Genomic DNA, 15237 nt, shown 5'->3' with positions numbered 1-15237 from the left:
GGCTGTCTTCAACTGCTCTGACGGCGATGGGAAACCCGTGCGGCCGTGCTTCGATCCTGCCTTAAACCGGCGCAGAAACGCAATGCGGAAACGGTTCAGGTTGGGGGCGGATCGAGTAGGAAATTGCCTTTCATGTCTACACCGGCGTCCGATTCCAGCGTCTGAACCTGTGCTTCGTCCTTCAGGTTGACCCCCGACAACTGCCGCCGACAGGCTTCGCGCATCAGATAGAGCAAGCGGTGCGCCGCCATGCCGTAGCTCAAGCCTTCGAGCCGCACATTGGAAATGCAGTTGCGGTAGGCATCGGTCAGTCCGACCTTTGGATTGTAGGTGAAATATAAACCGAGGCTGTCCGGCGAACTGAGGCCCGGGCGCTCGCCGATCAGCATTACCAGCATTTTTGCGCCGAGCAACTGGCCGATTTCATCACCGACGGCAACGCGTCCCTGTTCCACCAGAACCACGGGCGCCATCGACCAGCCGTCAGCGCTCATTTGCTCTTCCAGCCGATTGAGAAACGGCAACGTATGCCGATGCACCGCCAACGCCGAAAGGCCATCGGCCACGACAATCGCCAGATCGACACCGCCGGGATGCGCCGCCGCGTAATCACGCAAGGCCTGCGCCGATTCATCGCTGAGCTTGCGGCCCAGATCCGGGCGTTGCAGATAACTGTTTCGATCCGCAGCGGCGCTGTGCAACAGCAGGCTTTCGCGCCCGCGTTCATTCAATTGCGCACTGAGTCCGGCATGATCAAAAGGCAGATGCACAGCATCGCGCGCTTGCGCGTGGGCAAACTGGAAATCCAGCTGCGCGTTGGTCGGCAGGCTGGTGCCGCTGCGGCCGAGGGCGATGCGCGCCGGGGTCAGGCGGCGCAGTTCCAGCCACGGGTTTTGCGGGTCCACGGGCGGTTTTTCCATGTGACTCATCCCAGTTGCGCCAATGCCTGGCGGAAGGCCGGCGGCAAGTTGTTGCCAAAGCGAACCTTGCCGTCCGCTTGCGTGAAGATGCCCATGTTCGCCAGCCATTGCTCGAACTCCGGCGCCGGTTTCAAGCCCAGGGTCTGGCGGGCGTAGAGCGCGTCGTGGAATGAAGTGGTCTGGTAGTTGAGCATGATGTCGTCGGAGCCGGGGATGCCCATGATGAAGTTGATCCCGGCCACACCCAAGAGGGTCAGCAGGGTGTCCATGTCGTCCTGATCGGCTTCGGCATGGTTGGTGTAGCAGATGTCGCAGCCCATCGGCACGCCGAGCAGCTTGCCGCAGAAATGGTCTTCGAGGCCGGCGCGGATGATCTGTTTGCCGTTGTACAGGTACTCCGGGCCGATAAATCCTACGACGGTGTTCACCAAAAACGGCTTGAAATGTCGCGCCACGGCGTAGGCCCGGGTTTCGCAGGTCTGTTGATCGACGCCGTGATGAGCATTGGCCGATAGTGCACTGCCCTGTCCGGTTTCGAAATACATCAGGTTCTGCCCGAGGGTGCCGCGATTCAGGCTCAGGCCGGCGTCGTAGCCTTCCTGCAAGACATTCAGGTTGATGCCGAAACTGGCGTTGGCCGCTTCGGTGCCGGCGATCGACTGGAATACCAGATCCAGCGGCACGCCACGGTTGATCGCCTCGATGGAGGTGGTGACGTGGGTCAGTACGCAGGCCTGGGTCGGGATGTCGTAGCGCTGGATGATCGCGTCGAGCATTTCCAGCATTGCGCAGATCGAGGCGATGCTGTCGGTGGCCGGGTTGATGCCGATCATCGCGTCGCCATTGCCGTAGAGCAGCCCGTCGAGAATGCTCGCGGCGATGCCGGATGGCTCGTCGGTGGGGTGATTGGGTTGCAGGCGCGTCGACAAACGTCCGCGCAGGCCAAGGGTGCCGCGAAACTTCGTTACGACACGGATCTTTTGCGCCACCAGCACCAGATCCTGCACGCGCATGATCTTTGATACCGCCGCGACCATTTCCGGGGTCAGGCCGGGGGCGAGGTTACGCAGGCTGGTTTCATCGGCGGCGTCGCTGAGCAGCCAGTCGCGAAAGCCGCCGACGGTGAGGTGGCTGACCACGGTGAAAGCTTGCTTGTCGTGGGTGTCGATGATCAGCCGGGTGACTTCATCGGACTCGTAAGGAATCAGCGCCTCTTGCAGGAAATGCGTGAGCGGGATGTCGGCCAGCGCCATTTGCGCAGCCACCCGCTCGCCGTCGTTGAGGGCGGCGACACCGGCGAGGAAATCCCCGGAGCGCGCCGGGCTGGCCTTGGCCATGACGTCCTTGAGGCTGTCGAAGCGATAGGTCTGGGCGCCGACCGTGTGAGCGAAACTGGCCATACACAATTCTCCGTGACGGCGCAGACCGAGCCTGCGCCGGGATTGTCGGCACTCAGTGCAAGGCTTGCTCAGCCTTCTGGATCGCCGCGAATTCTTCTTCCGGCGTGCCTGCTACCAAGTGATGTCGACTGTAGAACGCAAAGTAAGCAATTAACACTCCATAGATGACGGCGGCACCGATTACCACCCGTGGATCGACCAGGAAGCCTGCGACCACGGCGATGCACGCCAGCACCAAGGCCACGCCGGAGGTGAAGATGCCGCCCGGTGTGCGGTACGGCCGGTCCATTTTGGGGCGGCGAATCCGCAAGGTGATGTGCGCGGCCATCATCAGCACGTAGGAAATGGTTGCGCCGAACACCGCCACCAGAATCAGCAGATCGCCCTGGCCGGTCAGCGACAGGCCGAAACCGATGATGCCGGGAATCACCAGCGCCAGGACCGGTGCCTTGCTTTTATTGGTTTCGGACAGTTTGCGTGGCAGGTAGCCGGCCCGGGACAGCGCGAAAATCTGCCGCGAGTACGCGTAGATGATCGAGAAGAAACTCGCGATCAGTCCGGCCAGCCCCACGAGGTTGACGAAACTGCCCATCCAGGTCGAGCCGCCATAGGCTTTGCTCAAAGCTTCGACCAACGGGTTACCGGAGGTCAGCAGCGAGTTGGCACCCGCACCGCCGGGACCGACGATCAGAATCAGCAGGGCAAACATGAGCAGCACCAACATGGCGCCGATCAAGCCGCGCGGCAGATCACGTTTGGGGTTCTTGGTTTCCTCGGCGGCCAGCGGCACGCCTTCGACGGCAAGGAAGAACCAGATCGCATAGGGAATCGCCGCCCAGACGCCGACATAGCCGAATGGCAGAAACGGACTGGCACCCGCCGCGGCAGTGACCGGAATGTCGAGCAGGTTGGCGACGTCGAAGTGCGGCACCATCGCCACCAGAAACACCCCCAGCGCCAGCGCGGCGACGGCGGTGATGACAAACATCAGCTTGAGCGCTTCGCCGACCCCGAATATGTGGATGGCAATGAAAATGATGTAGAAGGCCAGATAGATCATCCAGCCGCCGATGCCGAACAGCGATTCGCAGTAGGCTCCGATGAACACCGCGATAGCCGCAGGGGCAATGGCGTATTCGATGAGAATCGCGGTGCCGGTGAGAAACCCGCCCCACGGCCCGAATGCACTGCGGGCAAAACCGTAGCCACCGCCGGCGGTGGGGATCATCGAAGACAACTCGGCCAGAGAAAAGCACATGCACAGGTACATGGTGGCCATCAGCAGCGTCGCCAGGAACATGCCGCCCCAGCCACCCTGAGCGAGGCCGAAGTTCCAGCCGGCATAGTCACCGGAAATCACGTAGGCAACGCCCAGACCCACCAGCAGTACCCAGCCGGCGGCACCTTTTTTCAGTTCGCGTTGTTGAAAGTAATCCGATCCGACTTTTTCAAAGTCGACGGAGGTGCCGGACGCCGGAGCGCCAGCCGGGGATTCGCTAGGCATAGGGTTTACCTTTCTTATTGTTGTATTGGCCCGGCTTTTTTGCCGGTGGGTAGCATGATCGTCCCCACGCTCTGCGTGGGGATGCCTCAACGGACGCTCTGCGTTCGGCTTTTGGTGGGACGCGGAGCGTCCCGGGCGGCATTCCCACGCAGAGCGTGGGAACGATCAGTGCTGCGGGTTTAGAAGAAGCCCAACGGATTGATGTCGTAGCTCACCAGCAGGTTTTTCGTCTGCTGATAGTGATCGAGCATCATCTTGTGAGTTTCACGGCCAACGCCGGACTTCTTGTACCCGCCAAATGCAGCGTGTGCCGGGTACAGGTGGTAGCAGTTGGTCCACACACGACCGGCCTTGATCGCGCGGCCCATGCGGTAGGCGCGGTTGATGTCGCGAGTCCACAGACCGGCGCCGAGGCCGAACTCGGTGTCGTTGGCGATGGCCAGGGCTTCGGCTTCGTCCTTGAACGTGGTGATGCTCACCACCGGGCCGAAGATTTCTTCCTGGAACACGCGCATCTTGTTGGTGCCCTTGAGCAGGGTCGGCTGGATGTAATAACCGGTCGACAGATTGCCCTCGAGTTTTTCCACCTTGCCACCGGTCAGCAGCTCGGCGCCTTCGCCCTTGGCAATTTCCAGGTACGAAAGGATTTTGTCGAATTGCTGCTCGGACGCCTGCGCGCCGACCATGGTGTCGGTGTCCAGCGGATCGCCGCGCTTGATCTGCAGGACTTTCTTCATGACGACGGCCATGAACTCGTCGTAGATCGATTCCTGCACCAATGCGCGGGAAGGGCAGGTGCAGACTTCGCCCTGGTTGAAGAACGCCAGCACCAGGCCTTCAGCGGCTTTCTCGATAAAGGTCGGTTCGGCCTGCATGATGTCTTCGAAGAAGATATTCGGCGATTTGCCGCCCAGTTCCACAGTGGACGGAATGATGTTTTCGGCGGCGCATTTCATGATGTGCGAGCCAACCGGGGTCGAGCCGGTGAAAGCGATTTTGGCGATGCGTTTGCTGGTCGCCAGCGCTTCGCCGGCTTCCTTGCCATAACCCTGGACAATGTTCAGCACGCCCGGTGGCAGCAGGTCGCCGATCAGTTCCAGCAACACGGTAATGCCCAGCGGGGTTTGCTCGGCAGGTTTGAGTACTACGCAGTTACCGGCAGCCAGCGCCGGTGCGAGTTTCCACGCGGCCATCAGGATCGGGAAGTTCCACGGGATGATCTGGCCGACCACGCCCAGCGGTTCGTGAATGTGATAGGCCACGGTGTTGCCGTCGATTTCGGCAGCGCTGCCTTCCTGAGCGCGCAGGCAACCGGCGAAGTAGCGGAAATGGTCGGCGGCCAGCGGGATGTCGGCGTTGAGAGTTTCGCGAATGGCTTTGCCGTTGTCCCAGGTTTCGGTGATCGCCAGCAGCTCGAGGTTCTGTTCGATGCGGTCGGCGATTTTCAGCAGGATCAGCGAGCGCGCCTGCACGGAGGTCGCGCCCCACGCGTCGGCAGCGGCGTGGGCGGCGTCCAGTGCCTTGTCGATGTCTTCGGCAGTGGAGCGGGGGAATTCGGCAATCGGCTGGCCATTCACTGGGGAGGTATTGGTGAAGTACTGACCTTTGACAGGCGCGACGAACTCGCCGCCGATGTAGTTACCGTACTTGGCTTTGAACGAGACTTTGGCGCCTTCAGTACCGGGGTGAGCGTAACGCATGATGATGTTCTCCTTGGCTTTGTACTTATTAGAGAAACGCGCAAGTGCGCTTGCTATAAGCGTAGAGCAAAGGTCGGGCCACTGCCGTGCAGGGCAGGTAAATCAAGGGCTTGGGTGGTTTGTCTCGGACGAGCGGATGGCGTCTGTGACGGTTTCGGTACAGCTCGGGTGACAGTTTGTACCGCTTTCGGCACAGCCGGTGACCGGGCAGTCTTGCCAGCATTGCAATGCGTCGGTGGCTGGAGGATGCTGGGCGTCACCTCAGCATTGGGCCGTCGAGCCTCGGGGAGAACAATAAGAAATGCACGACAACCATTTGAGTCGCCATGCCCAACAGGTTCTCACTGCTACCCAGGGCAAACCGCACCTGCACGGGCCCGGTGCCGATCCGTCGATTGCCCGTTCGTGGCTGCGCTGTCTGGAGGACTACCACCTCGACCCGGCGCTGAGCATGGCGCCGACCGTGCTCGAACACGGCCGGGTACTGGAAAGCCGCGAACGTCTGCAACAGGTGTTGCAGATCGCCGGCAATGAAATGAGCAGCCTGCATCAACAACTCTCCGGCGCCGGCCACGCGGTATTGCTGACCGACGCGCGCGGGGTGATCCTCAACTGCGTCACCGCGCCGGCCGAACGCAAGATCTTCGAACGCGCCGGCCTGTGGCTCGGTGCGGACTGGAGCGAGGCTTGCGAAGGCACCAACGGCATCGGCACCTGTCTGGTCGAGCGCCAGGCGCTGACCATTCATCAGGATGAACACTTTCGCGGTCGCCACACAGGGCTGACTTGCTCGGCGAGCCCGGTGTTCGACCCGCATGGCGAACTGCTCGCGGTGCTCGACGTGTCTTCGGCGCGCCACGATGTCTCGCGGCAAAGCCAGTTCCACACCATGGCGCTGGTCAATCTGTCGGCGAAGATGATCGAGAGTTGCTACTTCCTGCGCTGTTTCGATAACCAATGGTTGCTGCGCTTTCATCTGCAGGCCGAATCGGTCGGGTTGTTCAGCGAGGGCTTGCTGGCGTTTGACGGGGAAGGGCGGATCAGCGCGGTCAACCAGAGTGCGCTGAATTTGCTCGGGCATATTCGTGGCGGCTTGCTCGGTAAACCGGTGGAGGCGTTTTTCGATTGTTCGCTGGATGAATTGCTTGGCCGCGCCAGTGCGAATGCCAGCGCCAGTTGGCCGCTGCGCACCCGTGACGGGCGGTATCTGTTTGCCGTGTTGCGCGGGGAATCGCGCAAAACTGTACCGATGGTATCGACGCCGGTGGTCGCTGAGGCGCCGCGCCTGTCGGGCATTTGCCTCGGTGACGAGGCATTGCAGGCCGATTTCCGCAAAGCCCTGCGCGTCTTCGAACGTGATGTGCCGCTGCTGATCAACGGCGAAACCGGCTCCGGCAAGGAAGCCTTCGCCAAGGCTGTGCATCAGGCCAGTCAACGCTCCGCCAAAGCCTTCGTTGCACTCAACTGCGCGGCGATTCCGGAAAGCCTGATCGAGAGCGAACTGTTCGGCTATCGCGGCGGCAGTTTCACCGGCGCACGCAAGGACGGTATGCGCGGCAAGTTGCAGCAGGCCGATGGCGGCACGCTGTTTCTCGATGAAATTGGCGATATGCCGCTGGCCTTGCAGACTCGTCTGTTGCGGGTGCTGGAAGATCGGCAGGTGGTGCCGATTGGCGGCGAGCCGGAATCGGTCAACGTGCGGATCATCAGTGCCACCCACCGCAATCTGCTGGAGCGGGTAGCGGATGGCAGCTTTCGCGAGGATTTGTATTACCGGCTCAATGGGCTGGAAGTGGGGTTGCCGGCATTACGCGCGCGCAGTGATAAATCGCAGTTGCTGGATTTTTTGCTGGCCGAGGAGGCGGGCGGTGAAGCGATCCTGATCGACGAGGCGGCGCGTCAGGCTTTGCTGGCGTTCAATTGGCCGGGCAATGTGCGGCAGTTGCGCAATGTGTTGCGCACGCTGGCGGCGTTGTGTGATGACGGGCGGATCGGGATTGAGGATTTGCCGGGGATGATTCGGCAGGGGCGGGTGCCGATTTTTCAGCCTGATTCATCTGAACATCCACTGGAAGACGCCGAGCGGATTGCGCTGCTTAAAACGCTGGAGCAGACGCGGTGGCACATGACGCATACGGCGGAACAGCTTGGGGTCAGCCGTAATACGCTCTATAGAAAACTGCGTAAGCATGGCATTGAGCGTCGTGTCAGTTAGAAGGCCATCACCCTAGCCCTCTCCCAGAGGGAGAGGGGACTGACCGAGTCGCTCTACTGATCTACGCCGACCTGAGTTATCGAGTCGAACCCAGGATTAGAAAGCAACGCAGATCGGCTCCCTCTCCCTCTGGGAGAGGGCTGGGGTGAGGGCGGCAGTCTGCAGTCGAGTCGAGATGTTACGGCCCACCCACCCCGCCCCTCACCTAAAGAGTGCGATTTCCCCCTCCCTACGCTAACCTGCGGCCATGTTTACGAGGTCGACTATGCACATTCATATTCTGGGTATCTGCGGGACTTTCATGGGCTCGATGGCGGTGTTGGCCAAAGAGCTGGGCCATCACGTGACCGGCTCCGACGCCAACGTCTATCCACCGATGAGCACACAGCTGGAAGCCCAAGGCATTCAACTGACGCAGGGCTATGACCCGGCGCAGCTCGATCCTGCACCGGATCTGGTGGTGATCGGCAACGCCATGTCCCGCGGCAACCCGGCGGTGGAATATGTGCTGAACAAAGGCCTGCCATACGTCTCCGGCCCGCAGTGGCTGGCTGACCATGTGCTGCAAGGTCGCTGGGTCTTGGCGGTGGCTGGCACGCACGGTAAAACCACCACCAGCAGCATGCTCGCTTGGGTCCTGGAACACGCCGGCATGAGCCCGGGCTTCCTGATCGGTGGTGTGCCGCAGAATTTCTCGGTGTCGGCACGCTTGGGCGGTACGCCGTTCTTCGTGATCGAGGCTGACGAATACGACAGCGCCTTCTTCGACAAGCGTTCGAAGTTCGTTCACTACCGTCCGCGCACCGCGATCCTCAATAACCTTGAGTTCGATCATGCCGACATCTTCCCGGATCTGCCGGCGATCGAGCGGCAATTCCATCACTTGGTGCGCACCATCCCAAGCGAAGGTCTGGTCATCCACCCGACCACCGAGCCAGCCTTGCAGCGTGTGATCGAAATGGGCTGCTGGACCCCGGTGCAAACCACCGGTGCCGGCGGTCAGTGGCAAGTCAAACTGCTCAGCGAAGACGGTTCCGCGTTCGAAGTGATGTTCGAAGGCGTGTCGCAAGGCACCGTCGAGTGGGAGCTGACCGGTCAGCACAACGTCGCCAACGCCTTGGCTGCATTGGCGGCTGCGCGCCATGTTGGCGTAGTGCCGTCGATGGGCATCGCCGGGTTGAGCGCGTTCAAGAACGTCAAACGCCGCATGGAGAAAGTCGCCGAAGTCCGCGGCATCACCATCTACGACGACTTTGCCCACCACCCGACTGCGATTGCTACCACCCTCGACGGTTTGCGCAAACGCATCGGCGACGCACCGCTGATCGCGATCATCGAACCGCGCTCCAACTCGATGAAACTTGGCGCGCACCGTGACGGTTTGCCGGACAGTGTGGTCGATGCCGATCAAGTGATCTGGTACGCCCCGGCCAACCTCGGCTGGGATCTGGCCGGCACTGCCGCGTTGTGCACCGTGCCGTCGATTGTCAGCGACTCGCTGGAAGGCATTATCGAACGCGTGAAGAGCCAGGCTCAGCCCGGCACGCACGTGGTGATCATGAGCAACGGCGGCTTCGGCGGCCTGCACGGCAAACTCGCCGAGGCGCTGGTATGAACAATGGCCCCGAACGCATCACGCTGGCGATGACCGGCGCGTCCGGCGCGCAATACGGTCTACGTCTGCTCGATTGTCTGGTGCGTGAAGATCGCGAAGTGCACTTCCTGATCTCCAAGGCCGCACAACTGGTCATGGCGACCGAGACCGATGTCACGCTGCCGCCCAAGCCGCAAATGATGCAGGCCTTCCTGACCGAATACACCGGGGCTGCCGCTGGGCAGATCCGCGTGTACGGCAAGGAAGACTGGATGTCGCCGGTGGCCTCGGGGTCTGGCGCTCCGGCGGCGATGGTCGTGGTGCCATGCTCCACGGGCACGCTATCGGCAATTGCCACGGGCGCCTGCAACAACTTGATCGAACGCGCCGCCGATGTGACGTTGAAGGAGCGCCGCCAGTTGATTCTGGTGCCGCGTGAAGCGCCGTATTCGAGCATTCATCTGGAGCACATGCTCAAACTGTCGAACATGGGCGTGACGATTCTGCCGGCCTCGCCGGGTTTCTATCATCAGCCGCAGACCATCGATGACCTGATCGATTTCGTCGTGGCGCGGATTCTCAATCTGCTGGGTATTCCCCAGGACATGTTGCCGCGTTGGGGTGAGCACCATCTGAGCAGCGATGAATAAGCTGCTGGTGATTGGGCTGGTGTTGTTGCTGACCGGGTGTGCGACAGCGCGCACGCTGGATGCGGCCAAACCGGGGGCACCGGTGGTGTACTCCGGGACGCGTCTGGATCTTTATGCGCTGAATGGCGGGTGCTGCGCGATGGATCGGTTCGGGGCTGAGGCGCCAAGTTATCCGGGGGTGGACCTGCCAGCGAGTGCGTTGCTCGATACGCTGTTGCTGCCGTTGTCATTGCTGACGGTGATTGGCGTGGGTTTTCAGGCGACTGGTGGATTGTAGGGGAGCGCTGCGCACTCCATTCGCGAGCAGGCTCGCTCCCACAGGGGGATGCAGTGCAAATGTGGGAGCGAGCCTGCTCGCGAAAGCTTTCTTCCTGACGCGATAGATTATTTGCCCAGCTTGCGCAGCCCATCCGACTCGATCACCCGTACCCCGTCCTGCTCTTCCAGCGCCAACCGCCACATCGCCCGCGCCAAATGGCACGCTTCGATGCCACGGTATTTACCTGGAATCAGCTTCGACAACGGCCCGGCCAGTTGTTCGGCCAGACGCGGTTCTGTCCGTTCACCCAACAACAGTGAAGGCCGGCAAATGGTCAGTTGTGGCCAGTCCTGCGCACGCAGTGCCTGCTCCATTTCGCCTTTGACCCGATTGTAAAAAACCGATGATTTCGGATCGGCGCCAATCGCGCTGATCACAATCAGATGCCGCGCGCCCATCTCCCGCGCGCGTTTGGCGAACGCCACGACCATGTCCAGATCCACCGCGCGAAACGCCGCTTCCGAGCCTGCTTGTTTGATGGTGGTGCCGAGGCAGCAATAGGCGATATCGACCCGGCCGCTGAGTTGCGGCAGAAACACCTGCGGGTCGCCGACGGGGTTTTCCAGGTGCGGATGTTCGGCCAAGGGGCGACGGGAAGGGGCGAGCACGCGAGAAATCGTTGGCTCGTTGAGCAAACGGTCGAGTAGATGTTCACCGGTCAAACCGGTGGCTCCGGCAAGCAATACGTGCTGAGGCGTCAAGTACATAGTGTCTCTCCCTTGATACTGTTCAGCTTAGTTGCTCTTTATCGCTCCGTCGTTCAATGCAGCACTTTGCAAAGCTTTTCTTGCTTGCTGTTTGCGCAACAGTTGCCAGTGCGACAACACGGTTTTCGGCGCCCAGATCTGCGGCTCCGAGGCTTCGAAATTGTCCGCCAGTTCCCGTTCGGCGACGGTGGCCTTGGCCAGTTTGAAGGCTTGCTCCAGATCATCGGTCTGGTTCAGCGCCTGGGCGAACAGGGCGTCGCCGAAATAGGTGAAGTTGGCTTCTTCCGAACAGCCGAAGGACACCCGATCGGCGCGCGAGGCGGTCATGATCAGCGTGCGTTCGTCTTTCAGCGCCGGGATGAATCCACCGGAATAGCACGAGGAAATCACGATGATTTTGTCGCGGTTTTTCAGCGGTGCCAGCACGGCAGCGAGTTCATCGGCAGGCAGGTCGGCCAGCTCCATGCGCGGTTGGTCGAGCACCAGTTCATGCTCGGCGGTGCCGTGGCTGGTCAGGTAGATGAACAGCAGATCTTCCGGGCCGCTGCGTTCGGCGAGGGTTTGCGCGGCGCGGCGCAGGTTTTCGCGGGTGGCCATCGGCCGGTCGCCGAGGTGATCGCGGTGATTGACCAGACGAATCTGGCCATAGGCGCCGAAGCGCGTGTTGAGCATGTTGGCGACGTAATCGGATTCGCGCAGGAACACGCTTTGCTTGCCGTCGCCACCGAGGGTCAGGGTGTACAGCTCGACCGCTGGAGTTGAAGCGGGAATGGCGGCCAAGGCGTCATCAAGCAGACGGCCCTGAGCGAGCAAACCGAGTTCGAGGATATCGGGCAGCAACTTGCCATCGGCATCGCGCACGCGCTGGCCGTTGATCCAGGTGCCACTCATCACGCTGCCATCGGTCAGCACCAGGGTGCCGCGTCCGGCGTAGCTGTCGTTGTCAAAGCCGCCGATGTAGAAGCTGCCATCAGGCAGGTTCAAACGACCCTGACCGCTGAAGCGCCAGTCGCTGAACGCGCCGATGTAATGGCTGCCGTCGGCGCCGATCAACTCGCCCTTACCAGTCAGCGCGCCTTCCTTGAACTGGCCGAGCCAGACATCGCCGTCGGCGTTTTCGTAGCGGCCCTTGCCATGCAGTTGGTTGTTCTTGAAACCGCCGACGTAGATATCGCCGTCAGCGCTGTTGAAGGTACCGTTGCCTTCCAGCTGCCCGTTGACGAAATGCCCGGTGAACGAGTTGCCGCTGGCGTCGCCACGCTGGCCTTCGCCGTTGGGTTTGCCGTGGGCGAACTGGCCTTGATAGGAGCTGCCGTCGTCCATTTCCAGACGGCCGAGCCCGGAATACTGATCAGCCTTGAATTCGCCACGGTAGGTCATGGCGTTTTCTTTCAGGGTGCCTTCGCCTTCGCGGCGTCCCTGTTTGAAGCCGCCGGTGTAGCTGCTGGCGTTGGTGGTCAGGCTGCCCTGACCGTCGAACAGGCCTTGCTGAAACTGTCCGCGATAGACCTCGCCGTTGCTGCCATGCCATTCGCCCTGCCCATGCCACTGGCCTTTGTCGAACTGGCCGGCGTACCAACTGCCGTTGGGGTAGTCGACACGGCCCTGACCTTGCAGCAAGCCATCGACCAGTTCACCGCGATAGCGTCCGCCGTCGGGCAGGCGCGCATCCGGCGGCAACAGCGATTCGCCGTCGCCGCAAGCGGTGAGCATCAGGGTCAAGGCAAGGGGTGCAAGACGAGCAAGTGAGCGCATAGCGGGATCCGGGCAATTAGGCGACCGAGTATGCCGCAGCTATGTGACCTAATGCAGCCGGTAAAACCAGTGTTGACGCGAAACAGCGTGCGCTGCTTCGCATCCGGAACGATCAGACGAAGCAGAGCGACAGTGGCTCGGCGATATAGGCCGGTTTGTCCGAGCCTTCTATCTCCAGTGTCGCGGTGGCTTTGAGCAGCCACTGCCCAGGTTTTTTCTCGGTCACTTCGCCCAGATCGACCTTCAGGCGGACTTTGGAATTGACCTTCACTGGCTGGATGAAACGCACGCTGTCCAGGCCGTAGTTGACGACCATCTTCACGCCTTGCGGCAGGATCAGGATGTCTTCCATCAATTTGGGGATCAGCGACAACGACAGGAAACCGTGAGCAATGGTGCTGCCGAAAGGTGTTTGCGCGGCTTTGACCGGGTCGACGTGAATGAACTGATAATCCCCGGTGGCTTCGGCGAACAGGTTGATGCGTTCCTGATCGATGGTGAGCCATTCGGAACGTCCGAGTTCCTTGCCGACATAATCTTTGAGCTCTGCAACGGGAACATAGGGCATTGAGACTCTCCTTGGGTTCATCGGTTTTATAGTTTTTCAGGTGGGGGGATTTGACCTCCCTGCGAACCACTGTAGATCATCATGGCGATTTGCTCCGGTCAACCGACCATGCTTTTGGCGAATGCCGGTCCATAGCGCAGGCGTGCTTATAATGCGGGCGACTTGCACAGTGGAAAGTAAGACGGAGATGTCGGATGTTGCTACGTGGCCTGACCATGCTGGTGCTGTTCCAATTGCTCGGTACGGCGCTCAATCATTTGCTGTTGCCGGTACTGCCGGGGCCGATCATCGGTCTGCTGCTGTTGCTGGTCTTTCTGATCATTCGCGGTGAAGTCGGCGAACCGCTGAATCTCGCGGCCGGCAGCCTGCTGCGTTATCTGCCTTTGTTGTTGGTGCCGCCGGCCGTGGGCGTGATGGTTTATGCGAGCGACATTGCCGCGGATTTCTGGGCGATTGTCGGCGCGCTGGTGCTGTCGCTGATCCTGTCGATGGCTTTTGCCGGCGTGCTGATGCAGCGTCTGGTCAAACGTCACGTGCCTGCGTCGGAGGAGTCCTGATGCTTTTCGACTGGCAGGGCGCCTGGGCTTCGGTCATTCATCACCCGCTGTTCGGCATCGGCATCACCCTCGGTGCCTATCAACTGGTGCTGGCGGCGTTCGAGAAAACCCGCTGGATCTTTCTGCAACCGGTGCTGGTCTCCATGCTGTTGGTGATCGGCGTGCTGGTCGGCTGCGGCCTGACCTACGCCGAGTACCGCAAGAGCACCGAGATCCTCAGCATTCTGCTGGGCCCGGCGACGGTGGCGCTGGCCGTGCCGCTGTATCTCAACCTGCGACGTATTCGGCAATTGTTCTGGCCGATTTTTACTACGCTGGTGATAGGCGGTGTCGTGGCCACGGGCATGGGCGTGGCGCTGGGCTGGTGGTTCGGTGCCGAGCACATGATCCTGATGACCATGGCGCCGAAGTCGGTGACCTCGCCGATTGCCATGTTGGTCGCCGAGCAGATCGGTGGTGTTGCGGCACTGGCCGCTGTGTTCGTATTGATCACCGGGGTGATTGGCGCGATTTTTGGTCCGACGCTGTTGAACCGCCTCGGTGTGCACAGCCCGGAAGCGCGCGGCATGGCGCTTGGCATGACCGCCCACGCGGTCGGCACGGCAGTGGCCATGCAGGAAAGTGATGAGTGCGGTGCCTTTGCGGCGCTGGCGATGAGTCTGATGGGCGTGGCCACGGCGGTGTTCCTGCCGTTGGCGGTGTCGATGGTGGTGTAAGGAAATGTCTATGAGTCTGCCGCTTTTCCCGCTGAACACGGTGCTGTTTCCCGGTTGCAATCTCGATTTGCAGATATTCGAGGCGCGCTATCTGGACATGATCGGCCGCTGCATGAAACAGGGCGCAGGCTTCGGCGTCGTGTGCATCCTTGAGGGCCATGAAGTCGGCGCTGCCCCTGAAGGTTTTGCCTTGGTCGGATGTGAGGCGCGCATCACCGATTTCCAGCAGCAGGACAATGGTCTGCTGGGGATTCGGGTGCAGGGCGCTCGACGTTTCAACGTGTTACGCACCGAGGTGCAGCGTGATCAATTGATCATCGCCGATGTCGAGTGGCTGGACGAGGAGCCCGAGCAACCGTTGCAGGACGAAGACGCCGACCTGATGGCACTGCTCAAGGCATTGGCGGAGCACCCGATGGTCGAGGCGCTGAACATGGGCATCGAAGCGCTGGGGCAGCAGTCATTGGCCAATCAATTGGCCTATCTGTTGCCTTTCGCTGAAGAAGACAAAATCGACCTGCTACAACTCGATGATCCGCAACAGCGACTCGATGCAATCCAGGCATTGCTCGATGAGTTGCAGGGCGAATTGTTCGCATAGTTACACTTCGATGAGCCCCTGCCATCTGCCC

The 15237-nt window shown here is 60.9% G+C and carries 14 protein-coding genes; 7 read left to right on the top strand and 7 right to left on the bottom strand.

Annotated elements, in window-relative coordinates:
* Nucleotides 1–95 precede the first annotated feature (95 nt).
* The 4 genes from eutC to CKW17_RS23850 form a co-directional block, all read right to left on the bottom strand.
* Entirely contained in the window at nucleotides 96–929 is an 834-nt protein-coding gene (eutC, locus tag CKW17_RS23865) for an ethanolamine ammonia-lyase subunit EutC (RefSeq protein WP_371850967.1), read from the bottom strand.
* Entirely contained in the window at nucleotides 926–2320 is a 1395-nt protein-coding gene (locus CKW17_RS23860; protein ID WP_095122112.1) for an ethanolamine ammonia-lyase subunit EutB, read from the bottom strand. The genes eutC and CKW17_RS23860 overlap by 4 nt, the downstream gene beginning before the upstream one ends.
* Nucleotides 2321–2372: 52 nt before the next feature.
* Nucleotides 2373–3824, bottom strand: a complete 1452-nt coding sequence (eat, locus tag CKW17_RS23855) for an ethanolamine permease (protein ID WP_095122110.1) — start codon at nucleotides 3822–3824, stop codon at nucleotides 2373–2375.
* A gap of 179 nt (nucleotides 3825–4003) precedes the next feature.
* Nucleotides 4004–5524, bottom strand: a complete 1521-nt coding sequence (locus CKW17_RS23850; RefSeq protein WP_016984137.1) for an aldehyde dehydrogenase family protein — start codon at nucleotides 5522–5524, stop codon at nucleotides 4004–4006.
* Between the two features lie 301 nt (nucleotides 5525–5825).
* Between CKW17_RS23850 and CKW17_RS23845 the strand changes: the two genes are divergently transcribed.
* The 4 genes from CKW17_RS23845 (at nucleotide 5826) to CKW17_RS23830 (ending at nucleotide 10260) form a co-directional block, all read left to right on the top strand.
* Nucleotides 5826–7739: a sigma-54-dependent Fis family transcriptional regulator gene (locus tag CKW17_RS23845; RefSeq protein ID WP_095122108.1), complete on the top strand. Its 1914-nt coding sequence runs from the start codon at nucleotides 5826–5828 to the stop codon at nucleotides 7737–7739.
* Between the two features lie 265 nt (nucleotides 7740–8004).
* Entirely contained in the window at nucleotides 8005–9354 is a 1350-nt protein-coding gene (gene mpl / locus CKW17_RS23840) for a UDP-N-acetylmuramate:L-alanyl-gamma-D-glutamyl-meso-diaminopimelate ligase (protein WP_095122106.1), read from the top strand.
* Nucleotides 9351–9983 carry a flavin prenyltransferase UbiX gene (gene ubiX / locus CKW17_RS23835; RefSeq protein WP_095122104.1) on the top strand — a complete coding sequence of 211 codons (633 nt, stop codon included), beginning with the start codon at nucleotides 9351–9353 and terminating at the stop codon, nucleotides 9981–9983. Before mpl ends, ubiX begins: the two co-directional genes overlap by 4 nt.
* Nucleotides 9976–10260: a YceK/YidQ family lipoprotein gene (locus CKW17_RS23830; RefSeq protein ID WP_095122102.1), complete on the top strand. Its 285-nt coding sequence runs from the start codon at nucleotides 9976–9978 to the stop codon at nucleotides 10258–10260. Before ubiX ends, CKW17_RS23830 begins: the two co-directional genes overlap by 8 nt.
* 107 nt (nucleotides 10261–10367) lie before the next feature.
* Here the strand turns inward: CKW17_RS23830 and CKW17_RS23825 are convergent, their stop codons facing one another.
* From CKW17_RS23825 to CKW17_RS23815, 3 genes are all read right to left on the bottom strand, one after another.
* Nucleotides 10368–11009 carry an oxidoreductase gene (locus tag CKW17_RS23825; RefSeq protein WP_095122100.1) on the bottom strand — a complete coding sequence of 214 codons (642 nt, stop codon included), beginning with the start codon at nucleotides 11007–11009 and terminating at the stop codon, nucleotides 10368–10370.
* Between the two features lie 27 nt (nucleotides 11010–11036).
* Complete coding sequence (locus CKW17_RS23820) at nucleotides 11037–12764, bottom strand: C13 family peptidase (RefSeq protein ID WP_095122098.1); 1728 nt, start codon at nucleotides 12762–12764, stop codon at nucleotides 11037–11039.
* Nucleotides 12765–12876: 112 nt separating this feature from the next.
* Nucleotides 12877–13332: a MaoC family dehydratase gene (locus CKW17_RS23815; RefSeq protein ID WP_007909575.1), complete on the bottom strand. Its 456-nt coding sequence runs from the start codon at nucleotides 13330–13332 to the stop codon at nucleotides 12877–12879.
* Nucleotides 13333–13526: 194 nt separating this feature from the next.
* Here CKW17_RS23815 and CKW17_RS23810 point away from each other — a divergent pair, with 194 nt between their 5' ends.
* From CKW17_RS23810 to CKW17_RS23800, 3 genes are read left to right on the top strand one after another with little or no spacing between them, the layout of a single operon-like run.
* Nucleotides 13527–13889, top strand: coding sequence for a CidA/LrgA family protein (locus tag CKW17_RS23810; protein WP_095122096.1), 363 nt, complete (start codon nucleotides 13527–13529; stop codon nucleotides 13887–13889).
* Nucleotides 13889–14605 (top strand): LrgB family protein, encoded by a 717-nt coding sequence (locus tag CKW17_RS23805; protein ID WP_034153757.1) that lies wholly within the window; start codon nucleotides 13889–13891, stop codon nucleotides 14603–14605. The genes CKW17_RS23810 and CKW17_RS23805 overlap by 1 nt, the downstream gene beginning before the upstream one ends.
* 10 nt (nucleotides 14606–14615) lie before the next feature.
* The gene (locus CKW17_RS23800) at nucleotides 14616–15206 is read left to right on the top strand and encodes an LON peptidase substrate-binding domain-containing protein (RefSeq protein WP_095122093.1); all 591 of its coding nucleotides are present in this window, start codon (nucleotides 14616–14618) and stop codon (nucleotides 15204–15206) included.
* The last annotated feature ends 31 nt before the right edge of the window (nucleotides 15207–15237 follow it).

This window comes from Pseudomonas sp. Irchel s3f10, from assembly GCF_900187515.1.
In the GTDB taxonomy this organism is placed as follows: Bacteria; Pseudomonadota; Gammaproteobacteria; order Pseudomonadales; family Pseudomonadaceae; genus Aquipseudomonas; species Aquipseudomonas tensinigenes.
The sequence above is the reverse complement of the archived record's forward strand: the minus strand, read 5'-3'. Positions and strand labels throughout refer to the sequence as shown.